Genomic DNA, 19103 nt, shown 5'->3' on the forward strand with positions numbered 1-19103 from the left:
GGTGTATGATATTAGTTCAAAGCCACCTGCAACAATAGAATGGGAATAATTTTTAAAATATAAATGATGAAGTATTTTTTAGCAGTTTGTGTTTCGGTTTTTTTAATGTCTTGTAGCGCTTCTGCCCAACAAGGGAAATATTTGAAACATACGGTCGCCAAAGGGGAAACGGTAACGCAAATTGCTCAAAAATACAAAGTCACTCCCTTTGATATATATAAACTGAACCCGGATTCTAAAAATGGCGTTCAGCCGAATTCGGTTTTATTAATTCCAACTGCAACCCAAAAAGCAACGGAAAACACGAATTCAAATACTAAATCAAAAACGCACGTTGTTGTCGCAAAAGATACCTGGTATAGCATTTCAAAAGCGTATAATGTTTCTGTCGATGATTTAGAAAAAGCCAATAACGTAATTTTATCAACAGATTTAAGAATAGGTCAAGTGATTATCATTCCAGGTAAAACCGGAGTGAAAATCACAGGAACTAAATCGGAAAATACTGTTTATCACGAAGTTTTGCCAAAGGAAACCAAATATGGCATTGCAAAAAAATACGGATTAACGCTAGAGCAACTGGAAAAACAAAATCCTGATATTGTTAATGGTTTGCCTATCGGATATAAATTGTTCATCAGCGGAAAAGCGTCAAAAAATGGAGCTGTTAAAGATGTAATCGTCATAACAGAAGAAGTTAAAACTCCAATAATTATCACATATGTTAATTATGAAGTAAAGCCAAAAGAAACAATTTACAGCCTGACAAAAATGTTTGGGATGACGCCGGAAGAATTGATTTCGTTAAATCCTGAATTGATAAGTGGAGTGAAAGAAGGAATGATTTTAAAAATTCCTGCAACGTTTTCTATTGCTAATAATGTTGAAAAAGAGTTTGCCGATTTATCAAAAAGCATTTCAAGCAACAAGAAAAAAGATTTGGTGTTGTTATTACCTTTTAATATTTCAAAATTAGAAAGCGATACTTTAAATTCTACCGCAGCAAGGTTAAAGAAAGATAAATTTCTGAATATGACTTTAGATTTCTATTCGGGTGCTTTGATGGCGATTGATTCTGCAAAAACATTGGGTTTAAATATTAATGTGAAAATATTTGACTCTCAAGAAACCAAAAATTCATCGAATATTGCCAATCTCATTCAACAAAAAAATCTTGAAAACGCGGATGCTATTATTGGACCATTTTATCAAAACAATGTGGAAAAAGTTGCGGAATTATTGAATAAAAATAATGTTCCGGTTATTTCACCATTATCAAAAGATACGGGAATTTCGTATTCTAATTTATACCAATCGATGCCTCCGACTGATTTTGTCAGAAATGCGATGTTCGACTATATGCGTGCGAAAGAGGGCAATATTATTGCAGTGATTTCTGCCAAAAAAGGGGCAATAAAACAATATATTACTGAAAACCAAAAGGACGTAAAAATAACTGGACTGAATGATAAAGGAAGTTTTGCAGCCGATAGTTTGAAAAAATTATTAGTAAAAGGTAAGATGAATTACGTCATTATGGAATCGGAAAAAACCCAAACCATTTTCGCAATCACAAATGCGATGATGAGTGCGATGTCTGAATACCAGGTACAATTAGTAATTCTTGAGCCCAATCCAACACTGGATTTTGAGGAAATCGCTTTGAGTCGATTGACCAAACTGAAAATGTTGTATCCTTCATTAACACGTGAAAACGAAACAGTGGAAGGGATGCAATTTGAAAACGCATATAAAAAGAAAAACAAAATTTTCCCAAGTCAATATGCCACTCGTGGTTTTGATGTGACTTTTGATACCATGCTGCGATTGTCACAAGACAAAAGTTTTGAAGAAACTATTGGAAGTGTAGCCACAGAATATGTGGAAAATAAATTTAACTACAACAAAAAAACAGCCGAAGGATACACCAACACAGGAGTTTATATCTTGTATTACGATACAGATTTAACCATAAAAGAAGCCAACTAAATGACCTCAAAAGTAACTTATTTAGGCGATTTAAGAACATCGTCAATACACATACAATCCGGAAGTGAACTCATTTCTGACGCACCAACTGATAACAACGGAAAAGGAGAAGCCTTCTCGCCAACCGATACAGTTGCCAATGCTTTAGCAAGTTGCATGATGACGATTATGGGTATAAAATCCCGTGATATGAATGTGGAAATTTCAGGCTCAACCGCTTCAGTAGTTAAAGTTATGCAAGCCGAACCCAGAAGAATCGGAGCTATCGAAATCATATTTGATATGAATGTAATGACTGACGAGAAAAGCATTCTTATTTTGGAGCGTGCCGCCATGACATGCCCAGTTTTCTTGAGTTTGAATCCTGAAATTGATAAGAAAATTACTTTTAATTGGAAATAATATAGAATTATAAAGTAGGTAAGAAAGAGTATAGATTTTAATCATAAAGTCTATACTCTTTCTTCTTTTTCTCTCTTCAAAAATGGACAAAAACCAACAACAACTCATCAAACTTGCTCATACCAAAATGCCTTTTGGCAAATATGAAGGCTGGCATCTTATCGATATCCCTGAATATTATATCGTTTGGTATAGCAATAAAGGCTTTCCAAAAGGAGAATTGGGGGAGCAACTTCAACTTATATATGAGTTAAAACTGAATGGTTTAGAGGAATTGATACGAAATATTAAAAAACGATATCCAAAACCATAATTCAGATAATTCGAATCTTCGTTTATTATATTGACAGATAGAAGTTATTTTCTAAAAATCGAACACTCCAAAAATCTAAAAATCGAATTAAATTCGTATTTTTGCCAAGTTTTTTACACAACTACAACACAAACAACACAATGAATCAAACAAAATATATTTTTGTTACTGGCGGTGTGACTTCTTCTTTGGGAAAAGGGATTATCGCAGCTTCTTTAGCAAAATTATTACAAGCAAGAGGGTATCGAACGACAATTCAAAAATTTGACCCGTATATCAATGTGGATCCAGGGACGCTAAATCCTTATGAACACGGAGAATGTTACGTGACGGATGATGGAGCTGAAACCGATTTGGATTTAGGTCACTACGAACGTTTTTTGAACGTACCGACTTCTCAAGCGAACAACGTAACCACTGGAAGAGTCTATCTTTCGGTAATTGAAAAGGAACGAAGAGGAGAATTTCTTGGTAAAACGGTGCAAGTAGTACCTCATATTACCAATGAAATTAAAGAACGCATGCAATTGCTTGGAAATTCAGGTAATTTTGATATTGTGATTACAGAAATTGGAGGAACTGTTGGTGATATTGAATCATTGCCATATATTGAATCCGTCCGTCAATTGGTTTGGGAATTAGGAGAAAATAATGGACTTGTAATTCATTTGACTTTAGTGCCTTATTTGGCTGCTGCAGGTGAATTGAAAACAAAACCAACACAGCATTCCGTTAAAACATTAATGGAAAGCGGGATAAAAGCAGATATTTTAGTTTGTAGAACCGAACATGAATTATCTGATGAATTAAGACAAAAATTAGCCTTGTTTTGCAACGTAAAAAGAGAAGCCGTGATTCAGTCGATTGATGCTTCCACGATTTACGAAGTGCCGAATTTGATGCTCGAAGAAGGTCTTGATATTGTTGCCTTGAAGAAATTGGCTTTGCCGGAAAAATCAATTCCGGATTTAAAACAATGGAATACTTTCCTTCATAGATTAAAAAATCCGAAACATTCGGTAAATATTGGTCTGGTTGGAAAATATGTAGAATTACAGGATTCTTATAAGTCTATATTAGAAGCATTTATTCATGCAGGAGCTGCAAATGAAACGAAAGTAAACGTAGTTTCTGTACATTCTGAATATCTTGATGCATCAAATGTAGCCGAGAAATTGAAAGATTTAGATGGAATTCTTGTGGCGCCAGGTTTCGGAGGCAGAGGAATCGAAGGAAAAATAGAGACAGTTCGTTATGCACGTGAAAATAATGTTCCCTTTTTAGGAATTTGTTTGGGAATGCAAATGGCTGTAATCGAATATTCCAGAAATGTCTTGGGATTAAAAGATGCGAATTCTACAGAAATGAACGAAGGAACATCAAACGCGGTTATTGATTTGATGGAAGAGCAAAAAACAATCACCGATAAAGGTGGAACCATGCGTCTTGGTGCTTGGAAATGTGATATTAAAGAAAAGACGCTGGCTCATAAAATATACGGACAAACCAGTATTTTAGAACGTCATCGTCATCGTTATGAATTTAATGGTGATTATTTGGAAGCATTGGAAAATGCAGGATTAAAAGCATCTGGAGTAAATCCGGATACAGGATTAGTTGAAATTGTGGAGTTAGAGAAGCATCCGTTTTTTATTGGAGTTCAATACCACCCGGAATATAAAAGTACCGTTGCCAACCCGCATCCTCTTTTCGTGAGTTTTGTGGACGCTACTGTAAAAGCGAAGAAAAAATAAAAAACAGATAATAGTATAATGAAAGAAAAAAAATTAGACCTTAATTCAGTAATTGGTTTTGCGTTAATTTTCGGAATTTTGATTTGGATCATGTATAACAATGGGCCTACTCAAAAAGAAATCGACGCTGAAAAAGCAAAGAAAGAACAAGTAGTAAGTACTGAAAAAGCAAAAGAAGTTGCAACAAAAGAAAATGTTGTTGCTGCAATTGACACTACCGCTAATGATTCTCTGCAATTATCAAAACTGAAAAGTACATTAGGTAACTTCGCTTATTCTGCCACATTACCTTCTGCAAAAGAAGCTTTTACGACTATCGAAAATAAATTAGTGATCTTAAAAATTGCTAATAAAGGAGGGTATATTGTCGAAGCAAAATTGAAAAACTTCGAAAAATTTAAAAAAGGTTCAGGCGAAATTGTTGAATTGATAAAAAACAACAATGCCAATTTGAACATTCAAATGCAAACGCAGGACAATCGTACTTTAAATACAAAAGACTTGTTTTTTGAACCTACTTTGACAAAAGTTGGGGAGAATCAGATTCTTACGATGCGTCTAAAAGCGGGAGCAAACGAATTTTTGGAATACAAATACGTATTGAAACCGAACGACTACATGCTTGATTTTGATGTTCGTTCACAAGGTTTAAGTAAAGTCTTGAATACTTCAAAACCATTGGATTTAGAATGGAGTTTGAAAGCATTCAGAAACGAGAAAAGCATTTCTTACGAAAATCGTTATACTGAAGTGATTTACGAATATGAGGAAGGAAAAGATACTTATTTAGGTGCAGGAAAAGGCGAAGAAGAAACGGCTGAGAAAGTTACTTACATTGCTTTCAAACAACATTTCTTTACGTCAATTCTGTTAACCAAAACACCTTTTGAAAATGCTAAATTGTATTCGGATAATTTAGTTAATGATGAAACAATCGATACTGTTTATACCAAACAATATAAAGCAAATATACCTTTAGCGTTCAATAATGGCGAGGTAGATTATAAAATGAACTGGTATTATGGTCCATCGGATTATAAAATATTAAAGGCTTACGATAAAAATTTGGAGGAAATTATTCCATTGGGTTGGGGTATTTTTGGTTGGATTAATAAATTCATCTTTATTCCGCTTTTTGGATTTTTGAGTTCATTTATTGTGTACGGTATTGCGATTATTATTTTTACGATTGTCATAAAAATTGCCATGTCGCCAATCACGTATAAATCATTTTTGTCTCAGGCAAAAATGAAAGTATTGCGTCCGGAAATTACTGAATTGGGAGAAAAGTTCAAAAAAGACCCAATGAAGAAACAGCAGGAAACAATGAAATTGTACAATAAAGCAGGAGTTAATCCAATGGCGGGTTGTATTCCGGCATTGATACAAATTCCGTTTATGTATGCTTCGTTTCAATTTTTCCCATCAGCAATAGAATTGAGACAAAAAGGGTTCCTTTGGGCAGACGATTTATCTTCATTTGATGCTATTTTCACATGGAAACAGCACATTCCTATCATCTCAACTTTCTACGGAAATCACGTGAGTTTGTTTGCATTATTGGCAGCGATTGCGATTTTCTTCTATATGAAAATGACTTCTGGAGACCAGGCTATGGCGCAACCACAACAAGAAGGAATGCCGGATATGGCTAAAATGATGAAAATAATGATTTATGTTTCACCATTAATGATGTTGATTTTCTTCAATAATTATGGTTCTGGTTTGAGTTTGTATAACCTTATTTCTAACTTGATTACCATTGCAATTATGTTGGTTATCAAAAATTATATCGTTGATGATGCTAAAATTCACGCTCGAATTCAAGAAAACAAATTGAAGGAGCCGAAAAAACAAGGCAAGTTTCAGCGTAAAATGCAAGAGATGATGGAACAGGCAGAAGCTCAAAAAGCACAACAAAAGAAAAAATAAAAACAAAAAGCTCTCGTAAAATGGGAGCTTTTTATTTTTTAATTCAATTGGTAAATTAAAAAGCAGGTAACAATACTTTATCTAAAACGTGAATTACGCCATTAGCACATTGCACATCCGTGGCAATTATATTTGATAATCTATTATTTACATCCATAATTTTTGCACCATCGGTTAATTGTATGGTAAAAGTTTGAGGCGTTAGTAAAGTAGAAACCATTTGGCCTTCGGTTAAACTTGCGGCCAGGACATTTCCGTTTGCCACATGATATTGTAATACTTTTGTCAAATTAGCATTAGAAACACCTGCGATCCCTCCTGGGGCTAATTCTGCATCTAAAGCTGTAAACGCGGCATTGGTTGGCGCAAAAACGGTGTACGGTCCGACACCGGATAATATACTGACAAAATCGGGTTGTCCCGCGCTGGTTAAAGCCGCCACTAAAGACGTAAAATTAGGGTTTGCTGTAGCATGTGTTACTATGGTTGGCAAACCAATGACTTTGTCCACGATATGAATAACACCATTTGAAGCAGTGACATCAGCAGTAGTTACCGTTGCAACTCCATTTAATTTTACACCGGAAGCAGTGTTTACAAACAGGCTCAAAGTATTAATGTCCGACGCGGAACCTTTTGCCAAAGTTTTAATATATCCTGTAGATAAAACTGTTGATTGGAATGAACCGCTAACCACATGGTTTAATAAGATCTCTTTCAAAGTAGCCGTAGGGACATCATCTAGTGTAGCAAAACCATTATCGCTTAAAAACGACGTAAAAGCTGCATTAGTCGGTGCAAAAACGGTAAATTGTCCGCTTCCCTGAAGTGTTGTTGCCAAGTCCGCTTTCAATAAAGCCTGAACTAAAATTGATAAATTGGCATTTCTGGTGGCAATACCGGTTATAGTATTATCAACAGGTGCAACTTCATTGTCATCATCATTGCATGAGGTGCCTATTAACGCAAATAAAGCAATAAAGGCTAACTTTCTGATTTTCAATAAATTTTTCATAACGTTTAAGTTTAAATGTTTGCACTAAATTAATAAATCACTTCGATATTTTGTTTAATTATTTTATAAAATTATTAAACAATGTAGAAATTTACAAAATCATTAACTATTGTTTAATTTCTTAAAACAATTGAAAATCAATTGTATAGATGTTTTTAAGGATAGTTAATCTAAAAAATTACTTGATAATGTTAAACAAAAATCCGCATTTTGAAATATTTTTTTTTAGGTTTTAAAAATTAAAATTTTCCAATCTTTTTATAGTTCTGGAATTGAAAAATCTGATGCTTTTTTTCTATTTGGTTCAAAATTTGTAATGTTTTCTAAATCAAAAGTTAATAGAAATTGAGAAATGATTTTAAAATGTAAATTTGTTGAAATAAAAATGCTGTAAAGCAGTTACATATCTATAAATCCATTCATATAATGAAAGAAATCAAGTTTTGTTTTTTTAGAATTTTCGTATTATTTCTTTTCAGTCAAACGCTAATGGCACAAACTGATTTTAACAAAGTAGACGAAAAAGGCAATAAACACGGTCTTTGGAAAGGATTCTATGAAGAATCAAAAAGACCAAGATATGAAGGCACTTTCGAACACGGAAAAGAAACTGGTGTTTTTACGTTTTATGACAATGAGAACGTCCAATCGGTTATGGCAACCAGAGAGTTTAATAAAGAGGACAATTCAGCGTATACTATTTTTTTCGACCAAAAGAAAAATAAGGTAAGTGAGGGTAAAGTAGTCAATAAGTTGTATGAAGGTCAATGGAAATATTACCATAAAGCTTCAAAAACCCTTATGACCCTCGAAAATTATAAAAACGGAAAGTTAGAAGGTGTCAGAAAAGTGTATTTCCCAAACGGAAAAATAGCAGAGGAAACGAGCTATAAAAACAATGTAAAAGAAGGAATTTACAAAAAATACACTGAAAAAGGAATTGTACTGGAAGATTCCTTTTACAAAAAAGGGGAATTTCACGGACAAGCAATCTACAAAGATCCCGAAGGAAATGTTGTAGCAAAAGGTTTATACAAAGAAGGAAAAAAATCCGGAATGTGGCAATTTTTCGAAAATGGAAAATTAGTAAGCCAAGAAAATATGAGTGCTTATAGAAAAGCATCAAAACCGAAAAGTAAAACCACTTCAAAACCTAATTAACGCTATAAGTTAATTCGCTATATTTTGTTTTCTATTTCAGAATCTAAATTTACAAAAGCATTAACTTTCAAAAGCCAAAATTAGTAATACCTTTGCAATCAATTTTTGAATAAGATAAAATGAAACGTGTTGTTGTAGGTCTTTCTGGCGGTGTAGATTCTAGTGTTGCGGCTTATTTGTTGCAAAAACAAGGATATGAAGTAATTGGTCTTTTTATGAAAAATTGGCACGATGATTCTGTGACGATTTCTAATGAATGTCCATGGTTGGAAGATAGCAATGATGCGCTTTTAGTTGCAGAGAAGTTAGGAATTCCATTTCAGACTGTTGATTTAAGCGAACAATACCAAGAAAAAATCGTGGACTATATGTTCAGCGAATACGAAAAAGGGAGAACTCCAAATCCTGATGTTCTGTGCAATCGCGAAATAAAATTCGATGTTTTTATGAAAATTGCTCTAAGTCTTGGTGCCGATTATGTGGCAACGGGACATTATTGCAGAAAAGGCGAGATTGAAGTCGACGGAAAAAAAGTATATCAATTGCTTGCCGGAGCTGATGATAACAAAGATCAGTCCTATTTTCTTTGTCAGTTATCACAAGAGCAATTATCAAAATCATTATTCCCAATTGGCGAATTAACCAAACCTGAAGTGCGTGAAATAGCTGCTCAAATGGATTTGGTTACAGCCGAAAAGAAAGATTCGCAAGGATTGTGCTTCATCGGAAAAGTTCGTTTGCCAGAATTTTTGCAACAAAAATTACAGGCGAAAGAAGGTTCGATTATTCAAATTGATAAAAATAATTCCGTTTATAACGAGGAGAAACCAACATTCAACTCAGAAATTGAAGCTTTAGTATTTGAATCAAAAAGCATTTCGTATACTCCGGAAATGGGAAAATTGGTTGGAAAACACCAAGGAGCTCATTATTTCACAAACGGACAACGTAAAGGTTTAGGTGTGGGCGGAACAACTGAGCCTTTGTTTATCATTGCTACAAATGTTGTAACCAATACCATTTATACTGGATTAGGAAGTCAGCATCCGGGATTATTCAAAAAAGCACTTTTTATAGAAAAATCAGAAGTGCACTGGATTCGTGAAGATTTGACTTTAGCCAATGGTGAGACCATGGATGTGATGGCCAGAATTCGTTATCGCCAGCCTTTGCAAAAAGCTACATTGCATCAATTTGAAAACGGAATGTACGTTTCGTTCAAAGAATCGCAATCTGCTATTACCGAAGGACAGTTTGCTGCCTGGTATTTTGAGGACGAATTAGTTGGTTCGGGAGTAATTTCCTAATTTAGTGCTTTTAAAAATGAAGGCTATGAAACAACTATTACTTTTAATCTCTTTTTTTAGTTCAATAATTACATTTGCTCAAGAAGATGCTTGGGTTTATTTTAATAATAAGCCTAATGCGCAGTACTATTTTGACAATCCGTTACAAATGCTGTCACAAAGAGCTTTGGATAGAAGAACCACTCAAAATATTCCTCTTGACCTCATAGATATACCCATTCATCAGCCGTATGTTGCTCAAGTTGAAGCGGTAACTGACATTACAGTTTTCGCCCAGTCAAAATGGATGAATGCCGTTCATATTCGAGGAACAGAATCCGCAATAAATTCATTGAGTTTGCTTTCATTTGTTGATCATGTTGATTTTGCCAATCATTCATTAAATACTGGTAATAAAGCCGCAAAACCAGTGGAAATGAAAGTTCTAGATACACAGGTTAATTTTAATTACGGCAGTTCTGCAAATCAAATTCAAATGCTGAATGGCCATTTATTGCACCAACAAAATTATACTGGTACCGGAAAAATTATTGCAGTTTTGGATGCCGGATTTCCAAATGTAAACTTGGCATTGCCTTTTAAAAGGCTAAGAGATAACAATCAAATTCTTGGCGGTTATAATTTTGTGGGAAGAAATACCAATTTTTATTCGGGAAATTCTCATGGAACTATGGTGCTTTCTACAATGGGCGGTTATGTTGATAATCAATTAGTTGGAACTGCCCCTGACGCATCTTACTACTTATTTATTACTGAAGATGTTGCTTCAGAAAATCCATTAGAGGAATCGCTTTGGGTTGAAGCTGCAGAAACTGCCGATAGTTTAGGCGTAGATGTAATCAATACTTCATTAGGCTATTTTACTTATGATAATCCGGCATACAGTTATACTTATGCGGATTTAAATGGAATAACCTCTTTTGCATCCCGTGGAGCAGACAAGGCATTTAGCAGAGGTATGATAGTTGTTGTTTCAGCAGGAAATTCGGGAGCTTCAGCAAATCCTTATATCTCGGTTCCGGCTGATGCCATAAATGTTTTAGCAGTTGGCGCAGTTAATTCAACTGAAGTTTACGCGAGTTTTAGTTCTATTGGGCCATCATTTGACGGAAGGGTAAAACCTGATGTTATGGCTCAAGGTCAAAATTCTGTTTTGTCTAATACCGCCGGTACTATAACCACAGGAAATGGAACTTCATTTTCCGGACCAATTATGGCTGGAATGATTGCCAGTTTTTGGCAGGCTTTTCCCTCGTTTACCAATACTCAAATCATTCAGTTTGTAAAGCAATCGGCCGACCGTTTTGCAACTCCAAACGCACAATACGGTTATGGAATTCCGGATTTTCAGTTGGCTTTAAATAATGCGCTTTCAATAGCTGAATTTGATGCAGACGAATTTATTTTGTACCCAAATCCAGTAAAAGATATTGTTACGATATCAATTCCGGAAAACTTTATGTCAAGCACAATGGTGTTTTATAATAATTTAGGTCAAATGGTCTTGAGCCAAAAAATAAATAACCAAAGTCAGAATATTTCTTTAGAATCATTAAGTAGCGGAATTTATTATTATACTATTGCTTCCGCAGAAAAAACGCTGAATGGTAAAATCATAAAAAATTAAGTATTCCCGATTAGTAAAATAAACGAATCCACAGATTACAATTAATGAATAAAATCACCCAACTTTTCAAGATTAAATATCCAATAATTCAAGGCGGAATGATTTGGAACAGCGGTTACAAATTAGCCAGTGCAGTTAGTAATGCCGGCGGTTTAGGATTAATTGGAGCCGGTTCCATGTATCCGGAAGTGTTGCGGGAACACATTCAAAAATGTAAAAAAGCCACCGACAAACCTTTTGGGGTTAATGTCCCGATGTTGTACCCAAACATTGAGGAAATCATGAAAATTATTGTGGATGAAGGCGTAAAAATTGTATTTACTTCTGCAGGAAATCCAAAAACGTGGACTTCATTCCTAAAAGAAAATGGCATCATTGTTGTTCATGTTGTAAGCAGTTCAAAATTTGGATTAAAAGCACAAGAAGCTGGTGTTGATGCCGTTGTTGCCGAAGGATTTGAAGCAGGCGGACATAACGGAAGAGAAGAAACTACCACTTTTACTTTAATTCCAATGGTAAAAGAACAGATTTCCATTCCATTGATAGCTGCTGGCGGAATTGCTACAGGCAGAGGAATGCTTGCCGCGATGGTTCTTGGTGCTGATGGGGTTCAGGTAGGAAGCCGTTTTGCTGCTTCGGTTGAATCGTCATCACACAATAATTTTAAACAAACCATCGTTGAAGTAAAAGAAGGTGATACGCAAGTGACTTTAAAAGAATTGGCTCCTGTTCGATTGATAAAAAATAAATTTTATCAGGATATTCAGGAATTATATGCAAAATGTCCAACGCCAGAAGAACTAAAAGCGCTTTTAGGCAGGGCCAGAGCTAAAAGAGGCATGTTTGAAGGAGATTTAATAGAAGGAGAACTCGAAATAGGTCAAATTGCAGGATTAATAAACGATATTAAACCCGCTGGCCAAATTGTAAAAGAGATGATGGAAGAGTTTGAAATTGCCAAAAAAGAGGTAATAAACCTCAATTAGAAAATAGTCGATAAAAGGTTTAATTACCGATAAAATTAAAATGAAAAAAATAAAAACGTTTGTAATTCTCTTATTCCTAGTCATTGGAATGCAACAATCGTATAGTCAGGTTTATAAATTCCAAACAACTGGTTATAGCGTTTTGGAGAAAGACGAGAAAGGGAAATGGGGAAAATGGTCTGATTTACAATTAGTAAATCTGGTTGTTACTTTAGATACCAATAAGAATAGGATTATTGTTTATTCTCAAGAAATTCAATTGTATGAAATTCTAGATTATCAGGACAAGGAAGAGAGTGAAACTGATGAAATATATCCATTTACCTGTAAAGATATCGATGGTGAAAAATTTACTATTTCGATAATTACCCGTAAAAATCAGGATAATAGAAAGCAACTTTATATCAATCAGAAAAATGTAATCATTGTTTATAATATTGTCAATTTTCCCGAAAAAAGTGATAAACAGTAACTGTAAATCATAAAAAAACCGCTCATCAGCGGTTTTTTTATTTTCTCTTCCGAAACAATTGGATTATGTAATGCAAATATTTTCTTAACTTCTTAATGAGATTTATTTTAAATCTAATACGTATTTTTGCGTAAATAAAAAATGTACATGAAAAAATTAATTTTGTTTTTGATATTTATAGTATCATTAAATATGTTAGCCCAAGACCGCCCGAAATTGGTAGTTGGTATAGTAGTAGATCAGATGAAAATGGAATATTTATATCGTTTCTCAGATGATTTTTCTGATAATGGTTTCAAAAGGATAATGGGTAGCGGTTATACTTTTCACAACACGCATTTTAATTTTATGCCTACTTATACAGCACCCGGTCATGCTTCTGTTTATACCGGAACAACCCCTTCGACGCACGGAATTATGGGCAATGACTGGTTTAATAGGACATTAGGTAAAGAGATGTATTGTACCGATGATGTTTCGGTAAAAACTATTGGTGATGGTACTGCAGAAGAAGGGGCGATGTCTCCAAAAAATCTTCAAAGTACTACGATTACGGATGAATTGCGCATGGCTACTAATTTTAAAGGAAAAGTTATCGGTATGAGTATCAAAGATCGCGGGGCTATTTTACCAGCGGGTCATTTTGCCAATTCGGCTTTATGGTTCAGCAAAACCGGATCTTTTATTTCGAGTACTTTTTATGGTGAAAAATTGCCGGATTGGGTAACTGAATTCAATAATGAGAAAAGATACATGTCTTACATCACAAAAGGATGGGATTTATTGAAACCAAAAGAAATTTATAACGAAAGTCTAGCAGACAAAAATCCATATGAAGGGAAATTGCACAAGAGCGTTGAGTCGGTTTTTCCATATAATTTAAAACACATTTATGATAAATCCAATGCAGGCGTTTTACGTACAACCCCTTTTGGGAATGATTTATTGGCAGAATTAGCCATTAGAGCGATTGAAAAAGAAGCATTAGGGAAAGATGAAATTACCGATTTTCTGGCAGTTAGTTTTTCTTCTACAGATTATATCGGGCACGTTTTTGGTCCTCATTCTATGGAATTACAAGATACGTATTTGCGTTTAGATCAAACCTTGGCGACGCTTTTAACTTATCTGGACAAGACTGTTGGGAAAGATAATTATTTATTGTTTTTAACCGCGGATCATGCCGGAGCAGTAAACGCCAGTTATTTGAGAGACAACAAGTACAATGTGAAAAATGTTAATTCTAAAGATGTTGTTGCCGGTTTAAAAAAGTTTTCTACCGATACTTTTGGTACTGATTTGGTATTGGATTATTCTAATTTTAACCTGTATTTTAATAAAGAAACCATCAAAGCGAAAGGACTCGAATTGTCTAAAGTAAAACAAAGTTTCAAAGAATATTTAATGAAACAAGAGGAAGTGAAAAGAGTTTATACCGAAGAAGAAATTTTAGCTTCTACGGGAAATGATTATTTTCTCAATTTTATCTCCAAAGGCTATGATCCTTCACAAAACGGAGATATGGTCATTTTAGAAAAAGCGGGTTACATGGAATATGGCATTACAGGAACAACGCACGGAACGCCTAACAGTTATGATACGCATGTTCCTTTACTGTTCTACGGATGGAATGTGAAAAAAGGAGCAACTCATGCAAAGAAATACATCACACAAATTACACCAACTGTGGCGCAATTAATAAAGATTCCATTTCCTAACGGAACAGAAGCTGAGGTTTTGGAAGAGCTTTTTGATAAAAAATAAGCAGTTTTTATTTGTAGATAATCTTAAAAAAAATCCCGTTCGTTAGTCGAACGGGATTTTTTGTATCCTGAAAATTGCGATTAAATTTCAATCTCAATTTGATTTCTTAAAATATCTTCAAAAGTTTCTCTTTCGCGGATCAGATGTGCTTTTCCATCTTTCCAAAGTACTTCGGCTGGTTTGTATCTGGAATTATAATTGGAAGCCATGGAGAAACAATAAGCACCGGCATTTCTAAAGCAAAGAATATCACCTTCTTTAATTTCGGAGATTCTTCGGTTGCTTGCAAAGGTATCGGTTTCACAAATATAACCTACTACAGAATAGAAACGTTCTTTACCTTTTGGATTTGAAATATTGTCTATATGATGTTCTGCGCCATATAACATCGGGCGAATTAAATGATTAAAACCTGAATCAATTCCTGCAAAAACAGTAGATGTAGTTTGTTTTACTACATTCACTTTTGCCAGGAAATAACCTGCTTCGCTCACTAAAAATTTTCCGGGCTCGAAAGTCAAGGTTAATGGTCTTCCGTATTCTTTTTCAAAGGCATTGAAACGTTTGGTGAGTTTTTTACCCATTTCTTCTATATTGGTTTCAATATCTCCTTTTTTATAAGGGACTTTAAATCCGCTTCCAAAATCGATAAAATCTAAAGTTTTGAAATGTTTCGCAGTATCGAAAAGGATTTCGGCTGCATATAAAAAAACTTCGATATCCAATATATCAGAACCCGTATGCATATGAATTCCATTGATATGCATTTTAGTGTTTTCAACAATTCGCAGAATGTGCGGCAATTGGTGAATGGATATACCGAATTTACTGTCGATATGTCCCACAGAAATATTAGAATTTCCACCCGCCATTACATGTGGATTGATACGAATACATACCGGAATTTTTGGATGTTTTGTTCCAAACTGCTCTAAAATAGAAAGGTTGTCAATATTAATCTGAACACCCATTTGAGCTACTTCTTCAATTTCATCCAAGGAAACACCGTTTGGGGTATAAATGATCATGTCAGGAGAAAATCCCGCATGCAATCCTAATTTAACTTCTTGAATTGAAACAGTGTCAAGTCCGGATCCCATCTGTTTTAGTAGCTTCAGTATGGATAGGTTCGACAATGCCTTAACTGCATAATTAATGCGCAATTTTTCTACCTTAGAAAAAGCATTTGTTAAACGTTGGTACTGTGATTGAATTTTCGCGGCATCATATACATAAACCGGACTGCCAAATTCTTCTGCTACTGAAAGTAATTGATTGGATTCCATTAGATTAATTTTTTATGCAAATTTAGTAGATATAAATTAGTTACAAAATTAAAAAACAGTAATTAAGAAAAATATAACTAAATGTTATATATATAACACCATGTAGTTTGGTTGTATTTTTAGAAAAAACAATCTATGCATTACGATTTTTTAGCCCAGATGGGAGCGGTATTCTTTTTATGACTTTTTTCGGCCACAAAAAGATAAAGCGGACAGCTGGAAACAGCTTCAAATAAAAAAATAGAATGAGTCTATATATTAGATGAAATTTGTTATTTTTGTAGCACTTTTAAAAAAGTCAAAAACTTCATTATGGATATACACGAATACCAAGGAAAAGAGATATTAGCCAGTTATGGTGTGAAAGTTCAACGTGGTTATGTTGCCAACAACCCATTAGAGGCGGTTGCTGCTGCAAAACAATTAACTGCTGAAACGGGAACGGGATGGCACGTTATTAAAGCACAAGTTCACGCAGGTGGTCGTGGAAAAGGTGGAGGAGTGAAGCTTGCTAAAAATTTGCAGCAAGTAGAAGAAATTGCACAACAGATCATTGGAATGCAATTGATAACGCCACAAACTTCTGCAGAAGGTAAAAAAGTACACCAGGTTTTAGTTGCTGAGGATGTTTATTATCCTGGTGAAAGTGAAACTTCAGAATTTTATATGTCTGTTTTATTAAATAGAGCAAGAGGTCGTAACATGATTATGTATTCTACTGAAGGTGGAATGGATATTGAAGAAGTGGCTGAACATACTCCTCATTTAATTTTTACGGAAGAAATTGACCCAACTGTTGGATTGCAAGGTTTTCAAGCTAGAAGAATTGCTTTCAATTTAGGATTATCAGGAAATGCATTCAAAGAAATGACACAATTTGTGGCTGCTTTATACAATGCTTATATTGGTTCTGATGCTTCTATGTTTGAAATCAATCCGGTTTTGAAAACATCTGATAACAAAATTATTGCGGTTGATGCTAAAGTAAATTTAGATGACAACGCTTTGTTCAGACAAAGAAAATATGCTGAAATGCGTGATGTTCGTGAGGAAAATCCAATCGAAGTTGAAGCAAAAGAAGCAGGATTGAACTATGTGGATTTAGATGGAAATGTTGGATGTATGGTAAACGGAGCCGGATTGGCAATGGCAACTATGGATTTAATTAAACATGCAGGTTTTGAACCAGCTAACTTCCTTGACGTAGGTGGAACTGCTGATGCAAAACGTGTTGAGTTGGCTTTCCGTATTATCTTGAAAGATCCAAATGTAAAAGCAATTTTGATTAACATTTTTGGAGGTATCGTTCGTTGTGACCGTGTAGCTCAAGGTGTTGTTGATGCTTACAAAAACATGGGTGACGCTATAAAAGTGCCAATCATTGTTCGTTTGCAAGGAACCAATGCTGAGATTGCTAAAGAATTAATCGATAATTCTGGAATGCCAATTTTATCTGCAGTTGAATTCCAAGAAGCAGCGGATCAGGTAAAAGCAGCTTTATCTTAATATATACATTATCATGTAGAGAAGCACTGCGATGCGTCTTTACTACAAATAAAAAATCCTGAGTGAAAGCTCAGGATTTTTTTGTTATTTATATGATATAAAAATAAAATTGGGATTATTTTTTATTCTTACCATTTTTGTATTGTACTTTCTCTGCTACCTGAACTTTCGGAGTAGGTTTGTTTGGGGCTTGTTTTTTGTATGGTTTTTTAGCTGGTTCTTTGTCGCCTCTCGATTTTTCGGGGTCTTGACCGCCGATATTCGATTTTACTTCTGTTTTATTTTTATTCAAAACATCAGAAGGGTTCTTTGGATTTTCTTTTGTTCCACGCAAGTGCAATACCAATGCATTTAAGAAATTACGCAATACTTGGTCGCCACATTCCATATAGTTTTCATGGTCTTCCGCACGGAAAAAAGCACCCAATTCTGATTTTGAAATTCTGAAATCTACCAATTCTAATATTTCAACTATTTGATCATCACGAAGCATTAAGGCTACACGTAATTTTTTTAGGATATCGTTGTTTGTCATTTTATATTACATTTTAAAAGGCAAAGATAGAATATTTATTTGGCTAAAGTCTTTATAGATTAACTAGTTTTTATAGCTCTGACTGAAGTAAGATATACTTCACAAAGAATTAAGATTAATAATTTCATCATTAAAAGAAACTTTTTTAAGAAAAATAGAATTGCTTTTAGAAGTATTTAGTATCAAAATCCGAATTAATAGCCAAGCCACAAAATGGCTTTTGAAAATCCATCACGCCATAATTTTTCGTTATGTTTTCCGCCTTTTACTATCACTTTTTTTGTCAAATTCAAGCAATTGCATCGTTTTTGTGAAACCAGTTTGTCCATTTTATTTAAATCTGAAACCATATCATCACTTTCGCTGTCTCCGCAAAGAAAATAGATTTTTGATTTCATTTTTTTTGTTTTTTGGGTTAAATCATAAATTTCTTCGGAAAACCAAAATGATGGAGAGAAAATACCTGCTTTGCCAAATACTTCCGGATATTTTAAAACAGCATAATATGAAACCAATCCGCCCAAAGAACTTCCCATAATGGTTGTGTTTTTGGAACTCGGTTTTGTTCGGTAATTTTTATCAATTTGCGGTTTCAGCGTTTTTACAATAAAATCTAAATAAGCATCGGCTTTTCCACCGCCATATTTTTCATTTTTGTACGGTGTCAGTTCTTCCATTCGTTTGTCATTGCCATGTTCTATTCCTACGATAATTACTTGCGCATTCAGACTGTCTAATTTTTCATCTACATTCCATTCACCTACATAAGAAGTTTTGGCATCAAATAAATTTTGGGCATCATGCATATAAATTACCGGAAACTTCTTTTTTGAACCGGTATAATTTTTTGGCAAATAAACCCAGATTTTCTTGGTTGTTTGTAATTGTGGAGATTCAATTGAAAATGTGGAAACTTGTTTTGTGGCGGTGCTTTCCTGAGCCAAAGTTTTTCCAATTGCAAAAAAGCAGATAAGAAATAGTATAGGTCGTAGAATCATTATTTGAGTTTTGAGTTTTTTTAATTTTAAAAACAATATTTTTGCTAAAAATAATA

At 34.3% G+C, this 19103-nt stretch carries 16 protein-coding genes; 12 read left to right on the forward strand and 4 right to left on the reverse strand.

Annotated elements, in window-relative coordinates; translation table 11 throughout:
• The first annotated feature begins 63 nt into the window (after positions 1–63).
• From VI621_RS12075 to yidC, 5 genes are all read left to right on the forward strand, one after another.
• Positions 64–1989, forward strand: a complete 1926-nt coding sequence (locus tag VI621_RS12075; RefSeq protein WP_324218650.1) for a LysM peptidoglycan-binding domain-containing protein — start codon at positions 64–66, stop codon at positions 1987–1989.
• Positions 1990–2391, forward strand: coding sequence for an OsmC family protein (locus tag VI621_RS12080; protein ID WP_324218651.1), 402 nt, complete (start codon positions 1990–1992; stop codon positions 2389–2391). It begins immediately after the preceding gene.
• 82 nt (positions 2392–2473) lie between these two features.
• The gene (locus VI621_RS12085; RefSeq protein ID WP_324218652.1) at positions 2474–2704 is read left to right on the forward strand and encodes a DUF3820 family protein; all 231 of its coding nucleotides are present in this window, start codon (positions 2474–2476) and stop codon (positions 2702–2704) included.
• Between the two features lie 140 nt (positions 2705–2844).
• Positions 2845–4458, forward strand: coding sequence for a CTP synthase (locus VI621_RS12090; RefSeq protein WP_324218653.1), 1614 nt, complete (start codon positions 2845–2847; stop codon positions 4456–4458).
• An 18-nt stretch (positions 4459–4476) separates the two neighbouring features.
• Entirely contained in the window at positions 4477–6390 is a 1914-nt protein-coding gene (gene yidC / locus VI621_RS12095) for a membrane protein insertase YidC (protein ID WP_324218654.1), read from the forward strand.
• A gap of 55 nt (positions 6391–6445) precedes the next feature.
• On the opposite strand, the gene VI621_RS12100 is transcribed toward yidC, so the two are convergent.
• Positions 6446–7405: a fasciclin domain-containing protein gene (locus tag VI621_RS12100; protein WP_324218655.1), complete on the reverse strand. Its 960-nt coding sequence runs from the start codon at positions 7403–7405 to the stop codon at positions 6446–6448.
• A 489-nt stretch (positions 7406–7894) separates the two neighbouring features.
• Between VI621_RS12100 and VI621_RS12105 the strand changes: the two genes are divergently transcribed.
• The 6 genes from VI621_RS12105 to pafA all read left to right on the forward strand — a co-directional run bounded on the left by VI621_RS12105 (position 7895) and on the right by pafA (position 14722).
• Entirely contained in the window at positions 7895–8566 is a 672-nt protein-coding gene (locus tag VI621_RS12105; protein ID WP_324218656.1) for a hypothetical protein, read from the forward strand.
• A 119-nt stretch (positions 8567–8685) separates the two neighbouring features.
• Positions 8686–9873: a tRNA 2-thiouridine(34) synthase MnmA gene (mnmA, locus tag VI621_RS12110; RefSeq protein WP_324218657.1), complete on the forward strand. Its 1188-nt coding sequence runs from the start codon at positions 8686–8688 to the stop codon at positions 9871–9873.
• Between the two features lie 25 nt (positions 9874–9898).
• Positions 9899–11500, forward strand: a complete 1602-nt coding sequence (locus VI621_RS12115; RefSeq protein WP_324218658.1) for a S8 family serine peptidase — start codon at positions 9899–9901, stop codon at positions 11498–11500.
• Between the two features lie 44 nt (positions 11501–11544).
• A complete protein-coding gene (locus VI621_RS12120; protein ID WP_324218659.1) occupies positions 11545–12486 on the forward strand; it encodes an NAD(P)H-dependent flavin oxidoreductase in 942 nt (313 codons plus the stop codon).
• Between the two features lie 40 nt (positions 12487–12526).
• A complete protein-coding gene (locus tag VI621_RS12125; protein ID WP_324218660.1) occupies positions 12527–12958 on the forward strand; it encodes a hypothetical protein in 432 nt (143 codons plus the stop codon).
• Positions 12959–13105: 147 nt separating this feature from the next.
• Complete coding sequence (gene pafA / locus VI621_RS12130; RefSeq protein ID WP_324218661.1) at positions 13106–14722, forward strand: alkaline phosphatase PafA; 1617 nt, start codon at positions 13106–13108, stop codon at positions 14720–14722.
• Positions 14723–14802: 80 nt separating this feature from the next.
• Here the strand turns inward: pafA and lysA are convergent, their stop codons facing one another.
• Positions 14803–16008 carry a diaminopimelate decarboxylase gene (gene lysA, locus VI621_RS12135; protein WP_324218662.1) on the reverse strand — a complete coding sequence of 402 codons (1206 nt, stop codon included), beginning with the start codon at positions 16006–16008 and terminating at the stop codon, positions 14803–14805.
• Positions 16009–16320: 312 nt separating this feature from the next.
• Between lysA and sucC the strand changes: the two genes are divergently transcribed.
• Entirely contained in the window at positions 16321–17514 is a 1194-nt protein-coding gene (gene sucC, locus VI621_RS12140) for an ADP-forming succinate--CoA ligase subunit beta (RefSeq protein ID WP_324218663.1), read from the forward strand.
• Between the two features lie 115 nt (positions 17515–17629).
• Here the strand turns inward: sucC and VI621_RS12145 are convergent, their stop codons facing one another.
• Positions 17630–18049 carry a DUF1456 family protein gene (locus tag VI621_RS12145; RefSeq protein ID WP_324218664.1) on the reverse strand — a complete coding sequence of 140 codons (420 nt, stop codon included), beginning with the start codon at positions 18047–18049 and terminating at the stop codon, positions 17630–17632.
• A 194-nt stretch (positions 18050–18243) separates the two neighbouring features.
• Entirely contained in the window at positions 18244–19047 is an 804-nt protein-coding gene (locus VI621_RS12150; protein ID WP_324218665.1) for an alpha/beta hydrolase, read from the reverse strand.
• Positions 19048–19103 lie beyond the last annotated feature (56 nt).

The organism is Flavobacterium sp., from assembly GCF_035292545.1.
Classification (GTDB): Bacteria; Bacteroidota; Bacteroidia; order Flavobacteriales; family Flavobacteriaceae; genus Flavobacterium.